Origin of the sequence: Mammaliicoccus sp. RAM2 (genome assembly GCF_045897195.1) — a bacterium.
Lineage (GTDB): Bacteria > Bacillota > Bacilli > Staphylococcales > Staphylococcaceae > Mammaliicoccus > Mammaliicoccus sciuri.
On the sequence record NZ_JBJNWI010000010.1, the window covers coordinates 1 to 17,724 of the forward strand.

The window sequence follows — 17,724 nt, forward strand, 5'->3', positions numbered from 1 at the left end:
ATGGCTTAATGAAGGACTTAAGCCACGATATACCCAAACTCTTGGCTTAATGAAAGACTTAAGCCATGGAATCCTCAATCTCTTGGCTTAATGAAAGACTTAAGCCATGAAATGACCAATCTCTTGGCTTAATGGTAGACTTAAGCCATGAAATACCTCATTTTCTAGAATTGTCTACCCCAAAACAAAAAGCGCTACTCATCATGAGCTAGCGCTTTTAAATTATATTATTAATTTAATAGGAATGGTAAGATACCTGATAATACAAGTGCAGCTACGATTGCTACTAACATTACGATGATTATGATTTTACGTATATTCTTATTTTGCATGATAACCCTCTCTTTAAACATTAGTTTTGTATATATTTATCAACTATTATACACTAGATTATGAGATATTTAAATAAATGAAAAGAGGGACAATCATGATTAATGAAGAAAGATTATTGAATACTTTTATAGAACTTGTAAAGGTAGATTCTGAATCTAAAAATGAAAGAAAGATTGCTGACTTATTAAAGCAAAAGTTTACGGATTTAGGTTTAGATGTTAAAGAGGATGACTCTCAAAGTGAGACTGGTTATGGTGCTGGTAATTTAATTTGCAAATTAAAAGGTGAGGATTCTAGTAAGACACCGATTTATTTTACAAGCCATATGGATACTGTTACGCCTGGTAATAATATTGAACCTGAATTACGTGAAGATGGTTACATTTATTCTAAAGGTGAAACAATCTTAGGTTCTGATGATAAAGCTGGTTTAGCTGCCATTTTAGAAGCTATTCAAGTTATTAAAGATAACAATATTCAACATGGTGATATCGAGTTTATCATTACAGTAGGTGAAGAATCTGGTTTAGTTGGTGCTAAAGCTTTAAATCCAGATGATATTCAAGCGAAATATGGTTTTGCTATTGATGCGCCTGGTAAAGTAGGTACAACAGTTGTAGCGGCTCCAACACAAGCTAAAATAGAGGCAATTATTAAAGGTAAAACAGCACACGCTGGATTAGAACCTGAAAAAGGTGTTTCTGCTATTAATATCGCTGCTAAAGCTGTTAGTCATATGAACTTAGGACGTATCGATGAAGAAACGACTGCTAATATCGGTAGATTCGAAGGTGGAACAGCAACAAATATCGTAAGTGATCATGTATATATTTTAGCAGAAGCTAGATCTTTAGATGACGAAAAAATGAACCAACAAGTCACACATATGAAAGAAGCATTCGAGAAAACTGCTGAAGAATTCGGATGTTCTGCTGAAGTTAATGTACAAATTATGTACCCAAGCTTTAACTTAACTGAAGAAGACGATGTTGTTCAATTAGCTGTTAAATCTTCTGAAAAAATTGGACGTAAAGCAGACCTTGTTAAACTAGGTGGTGGATCTGACGGAAATGTTATTAGTGGATTTGGTATACCTACTGTTATTTTAGGTGTTGGATATGAATATATTCATACAACAAATGAACGTATGCCAGTTGAAGAATTACAAAAAATTACAGAACAAATCGTTGCAATTGCTGAACTTGCATAAAAATTCAGTATGTAAACGTATTCATTTGAAATTAAAGACTTTATAGACGAAAAACGTATTCAAACTATGTTAAAATGTACTAGAAAATGAAAAAAAGTGAGGTTAATTTCATGACACAACAAATAGGTGTAGTTGGTTTAGCTGTAATGGGTAAAAACTTAGCTTGGAATATTGAATCACGTGGTTACTCAGTTTCAGTGTATAACCGTTCAAAAGAGAAAGTCGACCAAATGGTTGAAGAATCACAAGGTAAAAATATACATCCAAACTATTCAATCGAAGAGTTTGTAGATTCATTAGAAAAACCAAGAAAAATTTTACTTATGGTAAAAGCTGGTGAAGCAACAGATAAAACAATCGATAGCTTATTACCATTATTAGATAAAGGCGACATCCTTATCGATGGCGGAAATACTAACTATTTAGACACGATTCGTAGAAACCAATATTTAGATGAAAGTGGAATAAACTTCATTGGAACAGGTGTTTCAGGTGGGGAAGAAGGTGCATTAACTGGTCCTTCAATTATGCCTGGTGGTCAGAAAGAAGCTTATGAATTGGTAGCACCAATTTTAGAAAGCATTTCTGCAAAAGCAAGCGATGGTTCTCCATGCGTAACATATGTTGGTCCAGACGGTGCTGGCCACTATGTGAAAATGGTGCATAACGGTATTGAATACGCAGATATGCAATTAATCGCTGAAAGTTATGACTTAATGAAACGTGTATTACACATGGATCATAAAGATATTGCTGAAACGTTCAAATCATGGAATGCTGGCGAATTAGAAAGTTACTTAATTGAAATCACTGGCGAAATCTTTAATAAATTAGACGAAGATGGTACACCATTAGTTGAAAAAATTATGGATAAAGCTGGACAAAAAGGTACTGGTAAATGGACTTCAATTAATGCTTTAGAATTAGGTATTCCTTTAACAATTATTACTGAATCCGTATTTGCTAGATTTATTTCTTCATTTAAAGATGAAAGAGTTAAAGCAAGCACAGCGTTTAGTCCAGAATTAACTGAGTTTACTGGTGATAAAGAAGCGTTCTTAGAGCAAATCAGACAAGCTCTTTATATGAGTAAAATATGTAGTTATGCACAAGGATTTGCTCAAATGAAAACTGCTAGTGAAACAAATAACTGGAACTTAAAATTAGGTGAGTTAGCTATGATTTGGAGAGAGGGTTGTATCATCCGTGCACAATTCTTACAAAAAATCAAAGACGCTTACGATAATGATTCATCATTAACAAATTTATTATTAGATCCTTATTTCAACGATATCGTTGCAAAATATCAAGGTTCATTAAGAGAAGTATCAGCAACTGCAATCAAAGCAGGAATTGCAACACCTGGTTTCTCTTCAGCAATCAATTACTTTGATAGTTACCGTTCAGAAGATTTACCTGCCAACTTAATTCAAGCACAACGTGATTACTTTGGTGCGCATACTTATGAACGTAAAGATAAAGAAGGTATTTTCCATACTGAATGGACTAAATAATTTGATATAACGAAACACCCCGTTATCTAAATAAGATAGCGGGGTGCTTTTTAATTCATACTTTTATGATCAATAGGTATCCAAAGTTGGACTTTAGAAGTTTCTTGATCAAAATTAACATCAAGAGGATAAACCTCAACATAAAAATCATCATGTAAATAAGGCATTTTAAGTTGCCATTGATTTTCAATATGGTGCCAAGCTTCACTCACTACAAAATCTAATTCACCTTGTAAATTAAACGTCGCGAAATGATGTCCAGGTAAATAATAATTATCTAAATGACCTGGATATCTTTCGCTAGGTACGCCTACAAAAACTTCAAGTCCATCTACAAGTGGTCTTCGAACAACAAATAGTTGGTTAGGTTTAACATCATTATATTTAATAAAGTCTTCTATGTAATTATTCTCTAATAACATTTCTAATAAGTCAGGTATTAAAAAATGATTATCTAGTTCATTTGAATGATAATGATGATTTTTACCAACTAACTTTAAATCATCTTTGTATTGTAACGAATAATTTAACGGTTCTGTTTCTGTAGAAGTTAATTTAATAGAGACTCTTTTTTTAATTTTAAGCATAGATTGATGTGTCTTCGTTTGTAGCGGACTTATGCCATGATATGCATTAAAATCATGAGCGAATGCATGTGCATCTCTGTATCCATACTTTAAGGCAATATCTAAAATACGTGTATGACCACTTAAAATATCAAATGCCGCTTCAGTCATTCTTCTAGCAAGTTGATATTCAATAGGCGTCATACCAATAACCATCGTAAAAGATTGATTTAAGTGAAAAGGGGACTTTTCAACGTGATCACTCAAAGTTTGTAAATCGATATCGCTTAATAGATGATCTTCAATGTACACAATTGCTCTTTGTAAATCTTTAATTACTTCCAATGTTCAGTCACTCCTGTTGGCAGAAAGATTAGTTAATATCGTCCCACCATTTAAATCCATCAATTGACAATAATAATTGACTCTTAATCGGTCCATTAGTGCCAGCTCTATAATTAGGGAACGGTGCTTTATCATTGTCCCACACATTTTGTATCACATCTACATATTTCCATGTCGCTTTTAATTCTTCCCAATGTGTAAAGTTTGTTGAATCACCTTTAAGGCAATCGAAGATTAAGTTCTCATATGCATCAACTGTGTTCATTTTATCTTGTGCACTCATTGCGTATGATAATTGTACAGGTTCTGTTTCTATACCTTGAACTTGTTTTTTAGCATTTAAGTGTAGTGAAAGTCCTTCATTAGGTTGAATATTTATAACAAGTAAATTAGATTCTAATTCTGAATCACGTTGGTAATATAAATTCATTGGTACTTCTTTGAATTCAACAACTACTTGAATACCTTTTTTCTTCATTCTTTTACCAGTTCTAATAAAGAATGGTACGCCAGCCCATCTGAAATTATCTATCATTAATTTACCTGCGACGAAAGTAGGGGTATTAGAGTCATCTGCTACTTTATCTTCTTCTCTATAGCTTTTAACTTCTTCACCTTCAATTTTGCCTTTATCATATTGCCCTCTAACAAAGTTCTGTTTGACTTCTGACTCATCTAAAGCTCTAATTGAACGCAATACTTTTACTTTTTCATTTCTAACATCTTCACTGTTTAAACTAATAGGTGGTTCCATTGCTAATAATGCAACCATTTGTAACATATGGTTTTGGAACATATCTTTTAATGCGCCACTATTTTCATAGTATCCGCCACGATCTTCTACACCTAATATTTCAGATGATGTTACTTGAATATTAGAAATATATTTATTATTCCATAATGGTTCGAACATCGCATTGGCAAATCTTAACACTTCGATGTTCTGTACCATATCTTTACCTAAATAATGGTCGATTCTGTAAATTTCTTCTTCTTTAAATGAACGTCTAATTTGTTCATTTAATTCTTCGGCAGATGCTAAATCTGTGCCGAAAGGTTTTTCAATAATTAAGCGTTTGAAACCGTCAGTATCTGTTAAACCTGAAGACTTTAAGAAATCTGTAACAGTACCAAAGAATTGAGGTGCCATTGCTAAATAAAATAATCGATTACCTTCTAATTGATATTGTTCGTTTAACTCATTTGAAAAAGCTAATAATTCTTCATAACTAGAAGGGTCACTAACATCGTGCGATTGGTAAAACACATGTTCCATAAATTCATCTAACTTTTCTGTATTCTGTACATGTTTCTCTACTGAAGCTTTAATTTCACTTCTGAACTTTTCATTAGTCCAATCCCTTCGACCAACACCGATTATTGCGATATGTTCGTCTAATTGATTTTGTTGATATAAATGAAAAATAGATGGGAATAATTTACGGTGACTTAAATCACCTGTAGCCCCAAATATTGTAATTAAGCATGGAATATTTCTAGTTTCGGTTGTCATTTATTTACCTCGATTCTCTAACTTTTTCACAATTTACAATATTAATTATTATAACATGTTAGTGATTGATATTCTTCAATTTGAACTTTTAAATTTTCAATTTATTCAGTAAGTTGTATAATCAACATCATTTTTATGTATTTTTATAAATCATTGTACGATACATGTTATAATAATAACGTAAGGAGGAAGACGATGGAACTCACATTTTTAGGCACAAGTGCCGGATTACCGACTAAAGAAAGAAATACACAATCAATTGCCTTTAATTGCCTACCTCACGTAAATCAACTATGGTTGTTTGATGTTGGTGAAGCAACGCAACATAGAATATTACATACTGGCATTAAACTTGGCAAAATAAGTCATATATTTATTACGCACTTACATGGTGATCATATATTTGGATTACCTGGATTATTAACAAGTCGTTCCTTCCAAGGTGGTAAAGATAAACCTTTAACAATAATCGGTCCTAAAGGTATAGCCAAATTTATACAAACGGCATTAGAAATTTCTCAATCAAATTTAAATTATCCGATAACTGTAAATGAATTCAACACTGAAACAGAACTTAATATCGATGGCTTTCATATTAAAGCTTTACCTTTAAAACATGGTATATTATCTGTCGGTTATCGAATCACAGCACCTGATATTGAAGGAAAGCTAGATGTTGAAAAACTTAAAGCTATCGGCATAGAGCCTGGTCCCAAATATCAAGAAGTGAAAGCAAATGAAACTTTTGAATATGAAAATCAAACTTATCAGTCTAAAGATTTCAAAGGTCCTAAGAAAAAGGGTAAAGTGATTACAATCTTTGGTGATACGATGCCATGCCAAAATGAACATATCCTTGCACAAGATGCAGACGTTATTGTTCATGAAACAACATATATCGAAGGCGATAAAAATTTAGCAAATTCATATTATCATAGCCATATTGAAGATGTCTTTCAATTAATGTCTGATGTTCATGTAAAAAAAGGTCTATTCACACATTTATCTAATCGATATGAATTAGAAGATATTCAATCAGTTGAATCATCATTACAGTCAGCAGTTAATCATGACTTTAAATTTGTAAAAGATTATGATCAATTCCAAATATAGAAAAACATCTCATCTTAAAATATATATAAGATGAGATGTTTTTTAAAAGAATATTCAATTAATCTTCATCCGCTTCTGCTAGTTCGATACTTCTCTTAACAGCTGCGTTTAAACAATCTAAGAAAATAGCTTCTATATCATGGTTGCTTAACGCATTTAATCCTGCTTGCGTTGTACCGCCTTTAGACGTAATATTTTTTCTTAATTGATCCATTTTTAAATCAGAACGTTCAATCATTTTACCAGTACCAATAATCAGTTCTTTAATGGATTCTTCAACTTGAGATTGCTCAATACCTAATTTAGTACCTGCATTTACATATTGTTCAAATACATGGTATAAGAATGCTGGTCCGCTACCTGTGATAGCTGTCACTTGATGTAAGTGGTCTTCTTTAACTTCTAATGCTGTACCGAAAGCTTCAATAAGCATCAATACTTCTTGCTTAGAATTAGGATCGAAGTTTGTAGAGAAGCTGATACCCGTTACTGAATGACCAACGTGCGCATTCGTATTTGGCATAATTCTAGCAATTGGATTATCAACTTGTAAATTATCTCTAATATAACTAATCGGTAAACCAGCCATAATTGAAATGAATTTATTATCACTCGTTATAAAAGGTCTAATCCGTTCAGCTAACTTTAAGAAATCATAAGGTTTTGTACTTAAGAATACATAATCTGCATCTTTTAACAATTCTTCATCATCATAACTATAGCTTACGCCTAAAGTTTCATGATAATTTTCCAATGCTTCTTGATTCGACTTATTTGTTAAATAAATATTTTCAGGTTCAATCGACTTACTGTTAACAATTCCAGTGAATATCGCGTTTGCCATATTACCAGATCCATAAAACACAATTTTCATAATAAAATCACTCACTTCCATATGAATTCATTTTAATTATAAAGAAATATAATCTTATGTCAAAATTGCTTGTATCGTATTTAGTTTTTTTGAAGTGTTATGATACATTATACATAACAATGAATAAAGGGTGAGTTAAATGATCGGTAAACATTATTTATTAACTGGTGCCACAGGTTCACTAGGGGAGAGCTTGATACAATCAATGAATAATCATGGTGCTTATGTTTCCATAATTGTAAGAAATGAGGATAAGGCCAATCATTTAATTACTAAATATAAAAATATTAAAGAAGTCTTTATATTAGATATGAATGACACGGCGCAAGTCGAACAATATAGTCTTTCACATAACAACATGTATGACGGGATTATTAATAACGCTGGGTTAGGTTACTTTAAATCTAACGAGGCGCATACAAGTAATGAAATTAAAGACATTTATCATACAAATCTCGTCAATTTAATTATTCTTTTGAACCGTATATTACCTTATTTAAAAAGAGGGGCATCAATCGTTAATATATCATCGATTTCTTCTAAAGTGACAACGCCATATGGTAGCCATTATTCAGCGTCAAAAGCAGCTTTGAGTAGTTTTACAAATGCATTCAGACTTGAACGCGAAGATTTACATGTACTCACAGTAAATCCGGGACCTTTCAAATCACAATTTCATGCTAAAGCAGATCCTTCAGGTCACTTTGAAAAGCTCACATCTCAAATACAACTTAATGTTGAAGATTTGAGCGAACAAATTGTTAAAAGTATGATTAAAAGAAAAATAGAAATAAACGAACCGAAATGGATGGATTTAGGATTGAGATTTTATCAATTAGCACCTCGTACATTTGAAAAATTATTTAAACAAAGTTTTTTAAGTAAAAAGATAGAATAAGAGTCTGGAAAATTTATACTCTCCCAGACTCTTTTCTTTTATTGTAAGTGATTTGTGTATTCAATATTTTTAACGATTGAACGGGCGTGCTTAATTTGAGCTTCTGATAATGTTCCATTATAACTTTGAATACTTTCTGCCAATTGCTCTGGTGAACTTGCACCCGTAATAATAGAGCCAAGTGCATCAAATGATTTCAAATAATTGAATGTAACACTAGATAAGTCATCATATTCTTTATTTAGTTGAGAAATGGTATCGGACAAATCGTTATAATTGTATTCTAACAATCCGTCTTTAAATTTACGATCTAACACTTCGTTTGATTTATGTGTTAATAAACCTTTAGAAACAGGACCTCTTGCTAATATTTTGACACAATGATCATTAATTTTTTCTAATAGATATTCAGGACGATTATCTAAAATACTAAACTGCATCATAATCGTTTCAATATGACTGTTTTTTAAGTAATAATCGATTACATTGGGTCTGATTGACGAAATGCCATATGCTTTTATGAGACCTTGTTCTTTTAATCTTTCGAATGCTTCTATCGTTTCATCTTTATCATCTTCAATAGTACCGCCATGTAACATATATAAATCTAATTGTTCAAGATCCAATCTTTGTAACGATTCTTTAATGCTTTTCATAATGTGTTCTTTAGAAGGATCCCAAAAGTGTTCTTGTTTATCTTTATCAAAATGATTACCTACTTTTGATCCAATGACGATATCATGTTGATTTTGATATTTTTTCAAAAGTTGACCTACGATTTTTTCATTCTCACCGTAATCATATAAATCAGCAGTATCAAAATATGTTATACCTTGTTTGATTGCTTCATCAACAATTGTTTCTGCATGGTTAATATCTGTTCCTAAACTCATACAACCTAATCCGACTTCTGAAATTTCAATGCCACTTTTCAATATATTTTTTTGCATATTGAAGCTCCTTTCGCTACACTTTATTTATTAAGTTTACCAGATAAATTATTTTAATGAAAAGAGGCACACTTATAATGAAACTAACTGAAGAAACGATTTCGAAAGAAACGATATATGATGGTCGTATTATTAAGCTAGAAAAACATCAAGTATCACTTCCAGATGGTCAAACGAGTGAACGCGAAGTCGTATTACATAATGGTGCAGTATCTGTATTAGCTATAACACCAGAAAACGAAGTATTAGTGGTGGAACAATATAGAAAGGCAATGGAAAAGACATTAATCGAAATTCCGGCTGGCAAATTAGAAATAGGTGAGGAACGTGAGTTAGCTGCACTTAGAGAATTAGAAGAAGAAACAGGATACGTCGCAGACAAACTCGAACTTATTGGTGAAGTTTATGGATGCCCAGGGTTCTGTAATGAAAAAGTAAGTATTTATATCGCTAAAGATTTAAAAGAAGGAAAAGTAAATTTAGATGAAGATGAATTCTTAAATTTAACTAAAATTTCAATCAATCAAATACAGTCATTATTATCAGAACATAAAATTGAAGATGCCAAAACAATGATTGCCTTCCAATACTTATTATTAAATTATAATCATTCTAAATAAAAAGATATTTTTTCTTGCTTTTTGAGAAGATTATTGGTATTTTAGTATACGAATACATTACTAATTGATAATGATTATTTTTTAGAAAGAAGGTGTCAAGTTGGAAGAACGCATACAACGTGTGAAAGAACAATTACACAAAGCTTCCTACAAACTAACTCCGCAAAGAGAAGCGACAGTTAGAGTATTACTTGAGAATGAAGCCGATCACTTAAGTGCAGAGGATGTTTACCTAAAAGTTAAAGATAAGGCACCTGAGATTGGTCTCGCAACAGTGTATCGTACATTAGAACTTTTAGCAGAATTAAAAGTAGTCGACAAAATTAACTTTGGCGATGGTGTTGCTAGATTCGATTTAAGAAAAGAAGGGGCAAAACATTTCCACCACCATATGGTATGTATGGAATGTGGTGCAGTTGATGAAATCGAAGAAGATTTATTAGAAGACGTAGAACGTCGAGTTGAAAAAGAATTTAACTTTAAAATTTTAGACCATCGATTAACTTTTCATGGTATTTGTCATAGATGTCACGAAGAATAAATCTATAATGGACGTTACTAAATGAAGTTTTATACTGATTTTAGTGATGTCTTTTTTTATGGTAAAATAATGACAACAATGAGGTGAATTCATGGAACAAATCATAAATGAGTTTATAGATTTTATAAGATTAGAAAAAGGCTTGAGTCAAAATACAATCCAATCGTATCAAAGAGATTTAAAACAATATAACCAATACATAACAGAACATAAAATTAGCCATATAGACAACATTGATCGTATAGTGATACAAAAATATTTTGCACATCTTAAACAAGAAGGTAAGTCAGCTAAAACAATTGCGAGATTGGCAGCGACGATTAGAAGCTTTCATCAATTTGCGATTAGAGAAAAATATGCCGTTAAAGACCCAACAATATTGATTGAAACACCTAAATACGAACAAAAACTTCCAGATGTATTGAGTGAAGATGAAGTGAATCAACTATTAACATTTACACATATTACAAATCCTAGAGATGAACGAGACCGTACGATGCTTGAACTCTTATATGGCACGGGCGTTCGTGTAAGTGAATTGATTCAATTAAATGTAGAAGACGTCAATTTAACGATGGGATTTATTAGAGTCTTTGGTAAAGGAAATAAAGAACGAATCGTACCGCTTGGTGAACATTTAATAGGCATTTTAAGAAACTACATCCAAGAAGTTAGACCAAATTTATTGAAGAAACATGTTACAGATATATTATTCTTAAATGCACGTGGTACAGCTTTAACGCGACAAGGATTTTGGAAAATACTAAAAAAAATCGGCTTAGAAAAAGGGATAACGAAGACTTTAACACCTCATACTTTAAGGCATTCTTTTGCGACGCATTTGCTTGAAAATGGTGCGGACTTGAGGGCAGTGCAAGAAATGCTCGGACATTCCGACATTTCTACAACACAACTTTACACACACATCTCTAAAAAACAAATACGCGAGATGTATTTAACGTATCACCCTAGAGCCAAGAAGGAGAAGAACAATGAAGAACAATAAACAACAACAACATGAATCAAAAAAATATGTCACATTAGCAATTTTATTAACATTTGCTGTCGCATGGGGTCTCATTTATTGGTTATTTATTGTCTAGCGTGACGTTGCTTATATGCTGAAATACGACTTTCTATCACTTCAGTACGATCTCTTAGTAGATGATGGTGTTTAATATACTCTGATACATCTGTATTATAGTTAAATTCAAAATCATCAAAAGAACTTTCTAAAGCACGATAACTTGCATCTGTTAAAGGGAGTTGAATATTTTCATAAGGATGACCTTGCTCAATGCGCATGATTTGAGAATGAATTAAAGATTGAAATGATGCTTTTTCAATACCTAAATGGCTAAAGTCATCATTTAATTCTGCAATTTGTAATGCTTTTTTATAAGTTTTTAGCGCACCTTTCGTATTATCACGTCTATAGTGGTAACATGCTGTAGAGAACAATATTAAACTTACAATTGCATCATGTTTACTAAATTGAGTTTGATCTTTCCAATGATCTTCTAATATATCGTGACATTCAAAATAATGTCTTAAGACATGGAAATGATAGTGAAATGACATTATTTGTGTTTCCATTTAAAATCCCTCTCAGCATAGAATATTTATACGTAATCATGGTATAATAATTTTTAGATTTATGCACGTAAAAGGAATAGAAATGAGGAAGTTTTAAATGTATGAAGTAAAACTTGATGCCTTTGAAGGACCTTTGGATTTATTACTTCATTTAATACAAAAATACGAAATAGATATTTATGATATTCCAATGAAGGAACTAACCGAGCAATACTTAAGTTATATACATCAAATGAAAATATTAGAAATAAATGTAGCGAGTGAATATTTAGTTATGGCATCAGAGTTATTGATGATCAAAAGCAAATTATTACTACCTACACAACCATCAGATATTGATGAATTTGAAGATGATCCAAGGGACGATTTAGTTAGACAATTAATCGAATACCAAAATTATAAAGAATATGCTAAATTATTAAATCATAAAAAACAAGACAGAGAACAAATATTCATCAAAAAGCCAGCAGATTTATCCAAATTTGAAGCCGTTCATGACAAACGTGCACCTTTAGATTTAGATATGACGGATTTAATTATTGCATACCAACGTACTAAACGTAGACAAAGATTTAATAAACCTCAGAATGTCACAGTTAATGAAGATAGTTATACGATTGAAATGGCAACAGCTTCAATACAAGCACAACTTGCCCAACATAAGAGTTATAAATTTTTCGAAACATTACCTTCTGATTTATCTACAAATGTATTGGTAACGTTGTTCTTGGCAATATTGGAAATGATGAAATTAAGACAAATTGATGTATTCCAACAATATCAATTTGGAGAAATAACTATAAATCGAGGCGTGAATTATGTCAGTGAGTAAATTAGGATTATTAGAAGGATTATTATATTCATTAGGTGATGAAGGCATTGAAATCAATCAGTTATGTGAGTTATTAGAATTAACACCATCACAATTAAAAGATTTAGCAAATGAATATGAACGCGAAACATTACAAATCATTTTTTACGGTAATAAATGCATTCTTACTGCAAAGCCAATTATGCATGAATATCTTGAAAAATTAATGATAGATAATATGAATACAAAATTATCACAAGCTGCGTTAGAAACATTATCTATTATTGCATACAATCAACCAGTTACAAGAAGCGATATAGAAGTGATACGTGGTGTGAATTCAGATGCATCTGTGAAGACTTTAATTGCTAAAGGTGTCGTTGAACCGAAACATAATGATCAATCTAGAAGCCAATTATTGTATACGACAGATTATTTTTTAAATGTATTTGGACTAACTTCTTTAGACGAATTACCTAAATCAACAAATGAAGAAAATGAACAAGAAGAAATGGATTTGTTTTTTAGTAGCATGAACGAAAAACAAAACAATGAGGAGCAATCATAATGAGTGAAGAATTAGAGAGATTACAAAAAGTTATTGCAAAAAGTGGATATACGTCACGTAGAAAAGCAGAAAAATTAATAGAAGAAGGACTTGTATATGTTAATCATAAACAAGTGACAGAACTTGGAACTAAAGTGAAAGATTCTGATTATATCGAAGTAGAAGGTATTCCATTAGAAATGCCAGATAAGCTATATATTTTATTCCATAAACCAACCAAAGTGATTACAAGTGTATCTGACGATAAAGGAAGAGCCGTGGTGACAGATTATTTTAAAGATATTAAGACGAGAATTTTCCCAGTTGGTAGATTAGATTATGACACATCTGGTTTATTAATTTTAACGAATGATGGTGAGTTTACAAATTTAATGACCCATCCTCGTTATAAAATTCAAAAGAAATATGTAGCAAAATTAAAAGGCTATTTACTTAGAGAAGAAGTAAAACAATTGGAAAAAGGTATACAGCTAGAAGATGGATTGACACAACCTGCAATTGTAAAAGTAAAAAGTCAAGACAGAGAGCGTAATGTAACGCATGTAGAAATTACGATTACTGAAGGTAGAAATAGACAGGTTAGAAGAATGTTTAGTCATTTTGGACATGAGGTTATTAAACTTACGAGAGTAGAATATGGTCCACTTAATTTAAAAGGCTTAAATGCTGGTCAGGGCAGAACATTATCACCTCATGAAATCAAAGTTTTAAGACATTTGGCACAAGAAGGTAAATAATCTGTAAACGTTCACAATAATGCCACTAAACTGCTTTTTAGTCATGATATACTAAACAAAACACCATAACATTGCATATGTATGGTTTTTTTATTGTGTTAGGGAGGATTTTAAATGAAGAAAAAACAGAAGACTGTACTCCAAATTGTTATAACAGCAGTAATCTTAATTGCAATTATATTTACAGTTTGGTCCAGTCTTACGAAAGATAAGGATAAAGTAGCGCAAGTTGGAGACGATGCGCCACTTTTTGAACTCCAAACAGTTGATGGGAAAAAGGTTAATTTAAAAGATTTACGTGGGAAAGGTGTTTTAATTAACTTTTGGGGGACTTGGTGTGAACCTTGTAAACGTGAAATGCCTGAGTTGGAAAGACAATATCAAAACTACAAAGACAAAGGTGTTGAAGTCGTTGCGATACATGTCAGAAATAATCCTCAACAAATCAAACAATATTTAAGTTCGTTAAAAGAAACACCAACATTCACAGTTGCGATGGATAACGATAATTTAGTAACAGATGCATATGGTATCAATCCATTACCAACTACGATAACGGTTGATAAAGATGGTAAAATAAAAACAAAGCATACTGGTGAACTTTCTAAAAAGCAAATCATAGAAGAAATGGAAAAGGTCAAAGTGAAATAGAGGGGGATTTAAAGTGAGCAACAAGCAAATTGTTTGTGAGTGCGGGCATAAGAACCCAGAAGGAACTCAATTATGCTTAAACTGTGGTCGCTTAATAAATGACGACTATGATAAGAAAAAGACAACCGACGTTATGCGTTACGATGGGCAAGCGATACGTTCAAAAACGAAAAACAGAACAATATTAGATCGCATATGGAATTTCTTCGCTTCAATCAAAACAGGTGTTACGTTACTCGTGTTAACCGTCATAGCAGCTTCAATCGGAACAATATTCCCGCAAGAATATTTTATTCCGATGAACGTGAATCCAGAACAATATTATTATGAACATTATGGTTCTCTAGGTTTACTATATTATAAACTTGGATTCCACAATTTATATAGTTCATGGTGGTTCTTAATTCTGTTAGGTTTAGTAGCGTTCTCTATTATTACATCAAGTATTGATAGAGGGATACCTTTACATAAATCTTTGAAAAATCAAAGAACGAAAAAGCACAGTTCATTCTATAAACGTCAAAGATTAAACTTACATTCAGATGATCAAGTTAATCTAGATGAAATAAGTCAATCTTTTAAAGATAAAAGATACAAAGTTAAACAAGATGGGAATCATATCTTACTTGAAAAAGGACGTTTATCTAGATACGGTCCTTATATCAACCATACTGGTTTAATCATTTTATTATTTGGGGCAATGTTAAGATTCTTACCAGGCTTTTACTTAGATGATATGGTCTATGTGAAAGAAGGAGAAACTAAACCAGTACCTGGTACAGATAGAGGCTATTATATAAAAAATAATGACTTTATATATGAAGAATATGATCAAAAATCTCAATCCAATACAAACCCTGAATCAATTGACCCAAGTTTAAACAAAATTGCTAAGAACTACGAAACAAAAGCTACTTTGTATAAAAACAGTCAAGAAGAAGTGATTGGGTCAGATGCTAATCTAAAAGAAGTCGCTTCAGATTCAATTAAAGTCAATCATCCATTGAAATATGATCACTTACAATTTTATCAAAGTAGCTTTGACAACTCATTGTTAAAAGATATGACATTTAACTTAAAAACAAAAGATGGTAAACCTTTAGGAAAACCATTTACAGTTAATTTGGAAAGTCCGAAAAAGATTTATAAAATAACTGATGATTTAACAGTTAAGTTAAGAAGTTATGCACCCGATTACGAAAAAATAGAAAATGGTGTACTTGCAACTAAATCTCCAAATCCAAATAATCCAGCTTTTGTGTTTGAAGTAACTGATAAAGGTAAACAATCAGAATTTAGTTTCTTAAGAATTAAAGAATCACAAGATATATCTAAAGATAATAAATACGATGTGAAATTTGCGAATGCAACAAATCAATGGGCAACAGTGTTGGCAGTGAAGAAAGACTTAACACTTCCAATATTATTTACAGGTTTCGTTATCTTCTTATTAGGTTTAGCAGTTGGATCATATATTAACCATAGACGTATTTGGATTAATACTGATAACGGTGAATTTAATATCGCTGCACATACAAATAAGAATTATTATGGTTTCTCAAAAGAGATTAACCAAGTCTTAGATAAACATCACATTTCACATATAGAAGATACTAAACAAGACATTCACGAAAGTAAGGAGGCAAACAATGGATAAAGATATGTTTTTAAATATTAGTAATATTAGTTTATATTCTGCTTTTATTTTATACTTAGTTGCGATTGTCCCATATTCATTTTCAATCCGTTCACCTAAGAAAAGAGCAGAAAAAGTAGGGGTGACATTAACTGTCATCGGCTTTGTATTACAAATTCTATACTTTATTACTAGATGGATTGCTGCGGGACATGCACCAGTAAGTAATATGTATGAATTCTTAACGATGTTTGGCATTATGATGGTAGGTGGCTTCCTCGTTATTTACTCTATATATAAGACACCTATTTTAGCGCTATTCGTATTACCAATTGCGATGTTGTTAATTGCATATGCAAGTATGTTCTCTAGAGATGTTTCGCCGTTAATTCCTGCGTTACAATCTAGTTGGTTAGCAATTCACGTTATAACAGTAACGATTTCATATGGTATTTTATCAATCAGCTGTATAGCAGGATTAATTTATTTATTTGCAGCTGTTAGTCCAGAAGAAAAATCTATACATAGTTTCTTTGTAGAAGTCATTATGTATTTCATTGTTATTGTAATTGGGTTTATATTAACAACGATTATTATGAAAGATATCGTTGGTTACGATGACACTTATTTCTTTATCGATAAAAATGATAATAACTCTGTTCAACATTATCATCTTCCAGCATTTGTAACACAACAAGATAGTTTACTTGTAGATCATGTTTCTGGTAGTGATTATGAACCAAAAGAAAGAACAGATATCTTAAAATGGAGCAAGATTGAATTACCTGCTGTTATCAATTCACAAAAATTAAACACTGTTGTTTGGTCAATTGTAGTTGGTACAGTCTTGTATGGTATACTAAGATTGATTTTGAAAGGCAAGACTTTGTTTAGTCTTATCAAACCACTTACGAAAAAAGTCAATCTATCCTTGATGGATGAAATAGGGTATCGTTCAGTAATCATTGGCTTCCCATTATTTGCACTTGGCGGAATATTATTTGCTAGTATCTGGGCACAAATGGCTTGGAGTAGATATTGGGGCTGGGATCCTAAAGAAGTTTGGGCGCTTATAACATTCTTATATTATGCGATATTCTTACATTTAAGATTAGGTAAAGGTTGGGAAGGCAGAAAATCAGCATGGTTAGCTGTTGGTGGCCTTGCAATCATTCTATTTAATGTTATTGCCGTTAACTTAATAGTAGCTGGTTTACATTCTTATGCTTAAAAAATGCTAGAAGGGAG

19 protein-coding genes are annotated in these 17,724 nt (G+C 31.8%); 13 read left to right on the forward strand and 6 right to left on the reverse strand.

All coding sequences use genetic code 11. From position 1 onward, the window contains the following. Window positions 1–230 precede the first annotated feature (230 nt). Window positions 231–332, reverse strand: a complete 102-nt coding sequence (gene prli42, locus ACJTHF_RS13140) for a stressosome-associated protein Prli42 (protein ID WP_151452370.1) — start codon at window positions 330–332, stop codon at window positions 231–233. A gap of 95 nt (window positions 333–427) precedes the next feature. Between prli42 and ACJTHF_RS13145 the strand changes: the two genes are divergently transcribed. After that, a complete protein-coding gene (locus ACJTHF_RS13145) occupies window positions 428–1,543 on the forward strand; it encodes a M20/M25/M40 family metallo-hydrolase (protein ID WP_058592324.1) in 1,116 nt (371 codons plus the stop codon). Window positions 1,544–1,653: 110 nt separating this feature from the next. Then, a complete protein-coding gene (gndA, locus tag ACJTHF_RS13150) occupies window positions 1,654–3,057 on the forward strand; it encodes an NADP-dependent phosphogluconate dehydrogenase (protein ID WP_078355821.1) in 1,404 nt (467 codons plus the stop codon). A gap of 50 nt (window positions 3,058–3,107) precedes the next feature. Here gndA and ACJTHF_RS13155 read toward each other — a convergent pair whose 3' ends face one another. After that, on the reverse strand, window positions 3,108–3,968 hold the full coding sequence (locus ACJTHF_RS13155) for an effector binding domain-containing protein (protein ID WP_058592326.1): 861 nt from the start codon (window positions 3,966–3,968) through the stop codon (window positions 3,108–3,110). A 28-nt stretch (window positions 3,969–3,996) separates the two neighbouring features. Next, window positions 3,997–5,481, reverse strand: coding sequence for a glucose-6-phosphate dehydrogenase (gene zwf, locus ACJTHF_RS13160; RefSeq protein WP_058592327.1), 1,485 nt, complete (start codon window positions 5,479–5,481; stop codon window positions 3,997–3,999). Window positions 5,482–5,676: 195 nt separating this feature from the next. On the opposite strand from zwf, the gene rnz reads away from it, so the two are divergent. Then, on the forward strand, window positions 5,677–6,594 hold the full coding sequence (gene rnz, locus ACJTHF_RS13165) for a ribonuclease Z (protein ID WP_048539753.1): 918 nt from the start codon (window positions 5,677–5,679) through the stop codon (window positions 6,592–6,594). A 58-nt stretch (window positions 6,595–6,652) separates the two neighbouring features. Here rnz and proC read toward each other — a convergent pair whose 3' ends face one another. Continuing rightward, window positions 6,653–7,468, reverse strand: coding sequence for a pyrroline-5-carboxylate reductase (gene proC, locus ACJTHF_RS13170; RefSeq protein WP_048539754.1), 816 nt, complete (start codon window positions 7,466–7,468; stop codon window positions 6,653–6,655). Between the two features lie 139 nt (window positions 7,469–7,607). Here proC and ACJTHF_RS13175 point away from each other — a divergent pair, with 139 nt between their 5' ends. After that, window positions 7,608–8,366 (forward strand): SDR family NAD(P)-dependent oxidoreductase, encoded by a 759-nt coding sequence (locus tag ACJTHF_RS13175; protein WP_078355820.1) that lies wholly within the window; start codon window positions 7,608–7,610, stop codon window positions 8,364–8,366. A 38-nt stretch (window positions 8,367–8,404) separates the two neighbouring features. On the opposite strand, the gene ACJTHF_RS13180 is transcribed toward ACJTHF_RS13175, so the two are convergent. Next, entirely contained in the window at window positions 8,405–9,316 is a 912-nt protein-coding gene (locus ACJTHF_RS13180) for an aldo/keto reductase (RefSeq protein ID WP_078355819.1), read from the reverse strand. Between the two features lie 77 nt (window positions 9,317–9,393). Here ACJTHF_RS13180 and ACJTHF_RS13185 point away from each other — a divergent pair, with 77 nt between their 5' ends. From ACJTHF_RS13185 to xerD, 3 genes are all read left to right on the forward strand, one after another. Beyond that, window positions 9,394–9,936, forward strand: coding sequence for an NUDIX hydrolase (locus ACJTHF_RS13185; protein ID WP_232157135.1), 543 nt, complete (start codon window positions 9,394–9,396; stop codon window positions 9,934–9,936). A 100-nt stretch (window positions 9,937–10,036) separates the two neighbouring features. Beyond that, window positions 10,037–10,477 carry a Fur family transcriptional regulator gene (locus tag ACJTHF_RS13190; protein WP_025907044.1) on the forward strand — a complete coding sequence of 147 codons (441 nt, stop codon included), beginning with the start codon at window positions 10,037–10,039 and terminating at the stop codon, window positions 10,475–10,477. 91 nt (window positions 10,478–10,568) lie between these two features. Beyond that, complete coding sequence (gene xerD / locus ACJTHF_RS13195; protein ID WP_106417470.1) at window positions 10,569–11,483, forward strand: site-specific tyrosine recombinase XerD; 915 nt, start codon at window positions 10,569–10,571, stop codon at window positions 11,481–11,483. A gap of 86 nt (window positions 11,484–11,569) precedes the next feature. Here the strand turns inward: xerD and ACJTHF_RS13200 are convergent, their stop codons facing one another. Then, window positions 11,570–12,073, reverse strand: coding sequence for a DUF309 domain-containing protein (locus ACJTHF_RS13200; RefSeq protein ID WP_232157136.1), 504 nt, complete (start codon window positions 12,071–12,073; stop codon window positions 11,570–11,572). A gap of 97 nt (window positions 12,074–12,170) precedes the next feature. Here ACJTHF_RS13200 and ACJTHF_RS13205 point away from each other — a divergent pair, with 97 nt between their 5' ends. The 6 genes from ACJTHF_RS13205 (at window position 12,171) to ccsB (ending at window position 17,707) form a co-directional block, all read left to right on the forward strand. After that, entirely contained in the window at window positions 12,171–12,905 is a 735-nt protein-coding gene (locus tag ACJTHF_RS13205; protein ID WP_058592333.1) for a segregation and condensation protein A, read from the forward strand. Continuing rightward, window positions 12,892–13,452 (forward strand): SMC-Scp complex subunit ScpB, encoded by a 561-nt coding sequence (scpB, locus tag ACJTHF_RS13210; protein ID WP_078355816.1) that lies wholly within the window; start codon window positions 12,892–12,894, stop codon window positions 13,450–13,452. Before ACJTHF_RS13205 ends, scpB begins: the two co-directional genes overlap by 14 nt. After that, a complete protein-coding gene (locus ACJTHF_RS13215) occupies window positions 13,452–14,189 on the forward strand; it encodes a pseudouridine synthase (RefSeq protein WP_048539762.1) in 738 nt (245 codons plus the stop codon). Before scpB ends, ACJTHF_RS13215 begins: the two co-directional genes overlap by 1 nt. A gap of 114 nt (window positions 14,190–14,303) precedes the next feature. Then, the gene (resA, locus tag ACJTHF_RS13220; protein WP_058592335.1) at window positions 14,304–14,840 is read left to right on the forward strand and encodes a thiol-disulfide oxidoreductase ResA; all 537 of its coding nucleotides are present in this window, start codon (window positions 14,304–14,306) and stop codon (window positions 14,838–14,840) included. 13 nt (window positions 14,841–14,853) lie between these two features. Then, window positions 14,854–16,497: a cytochrome c biogenesis protein ResB gene (locus ACJTHF_RS13225; RefSeq protein ID WP_078355815.1), complete on the forward strand. Its 1,644-nt coding sequence runs from the start codon at window positions 14,854–14,856 to the stop codon at window positions 16,495–16,497. Continuing rightward, on the forward strand, window positions 16,490–17,707 hold the full coding sequence (gene ccsB / locus ACJTHF_RS13230) for a c-type cytochrome biogenesis protein CcsB (protein WP_048539765.1): 1,218 nt from the start codon (window positions 16,490–16,492) through the stop codon (window positions 17,705–17,707). Before ACJTHF_RS13225 ends, ccsB begins: the two co-directional genes overlap by 8 nt. Window positions 17,708–17,724: the final 17 nt, after the last annotated feature.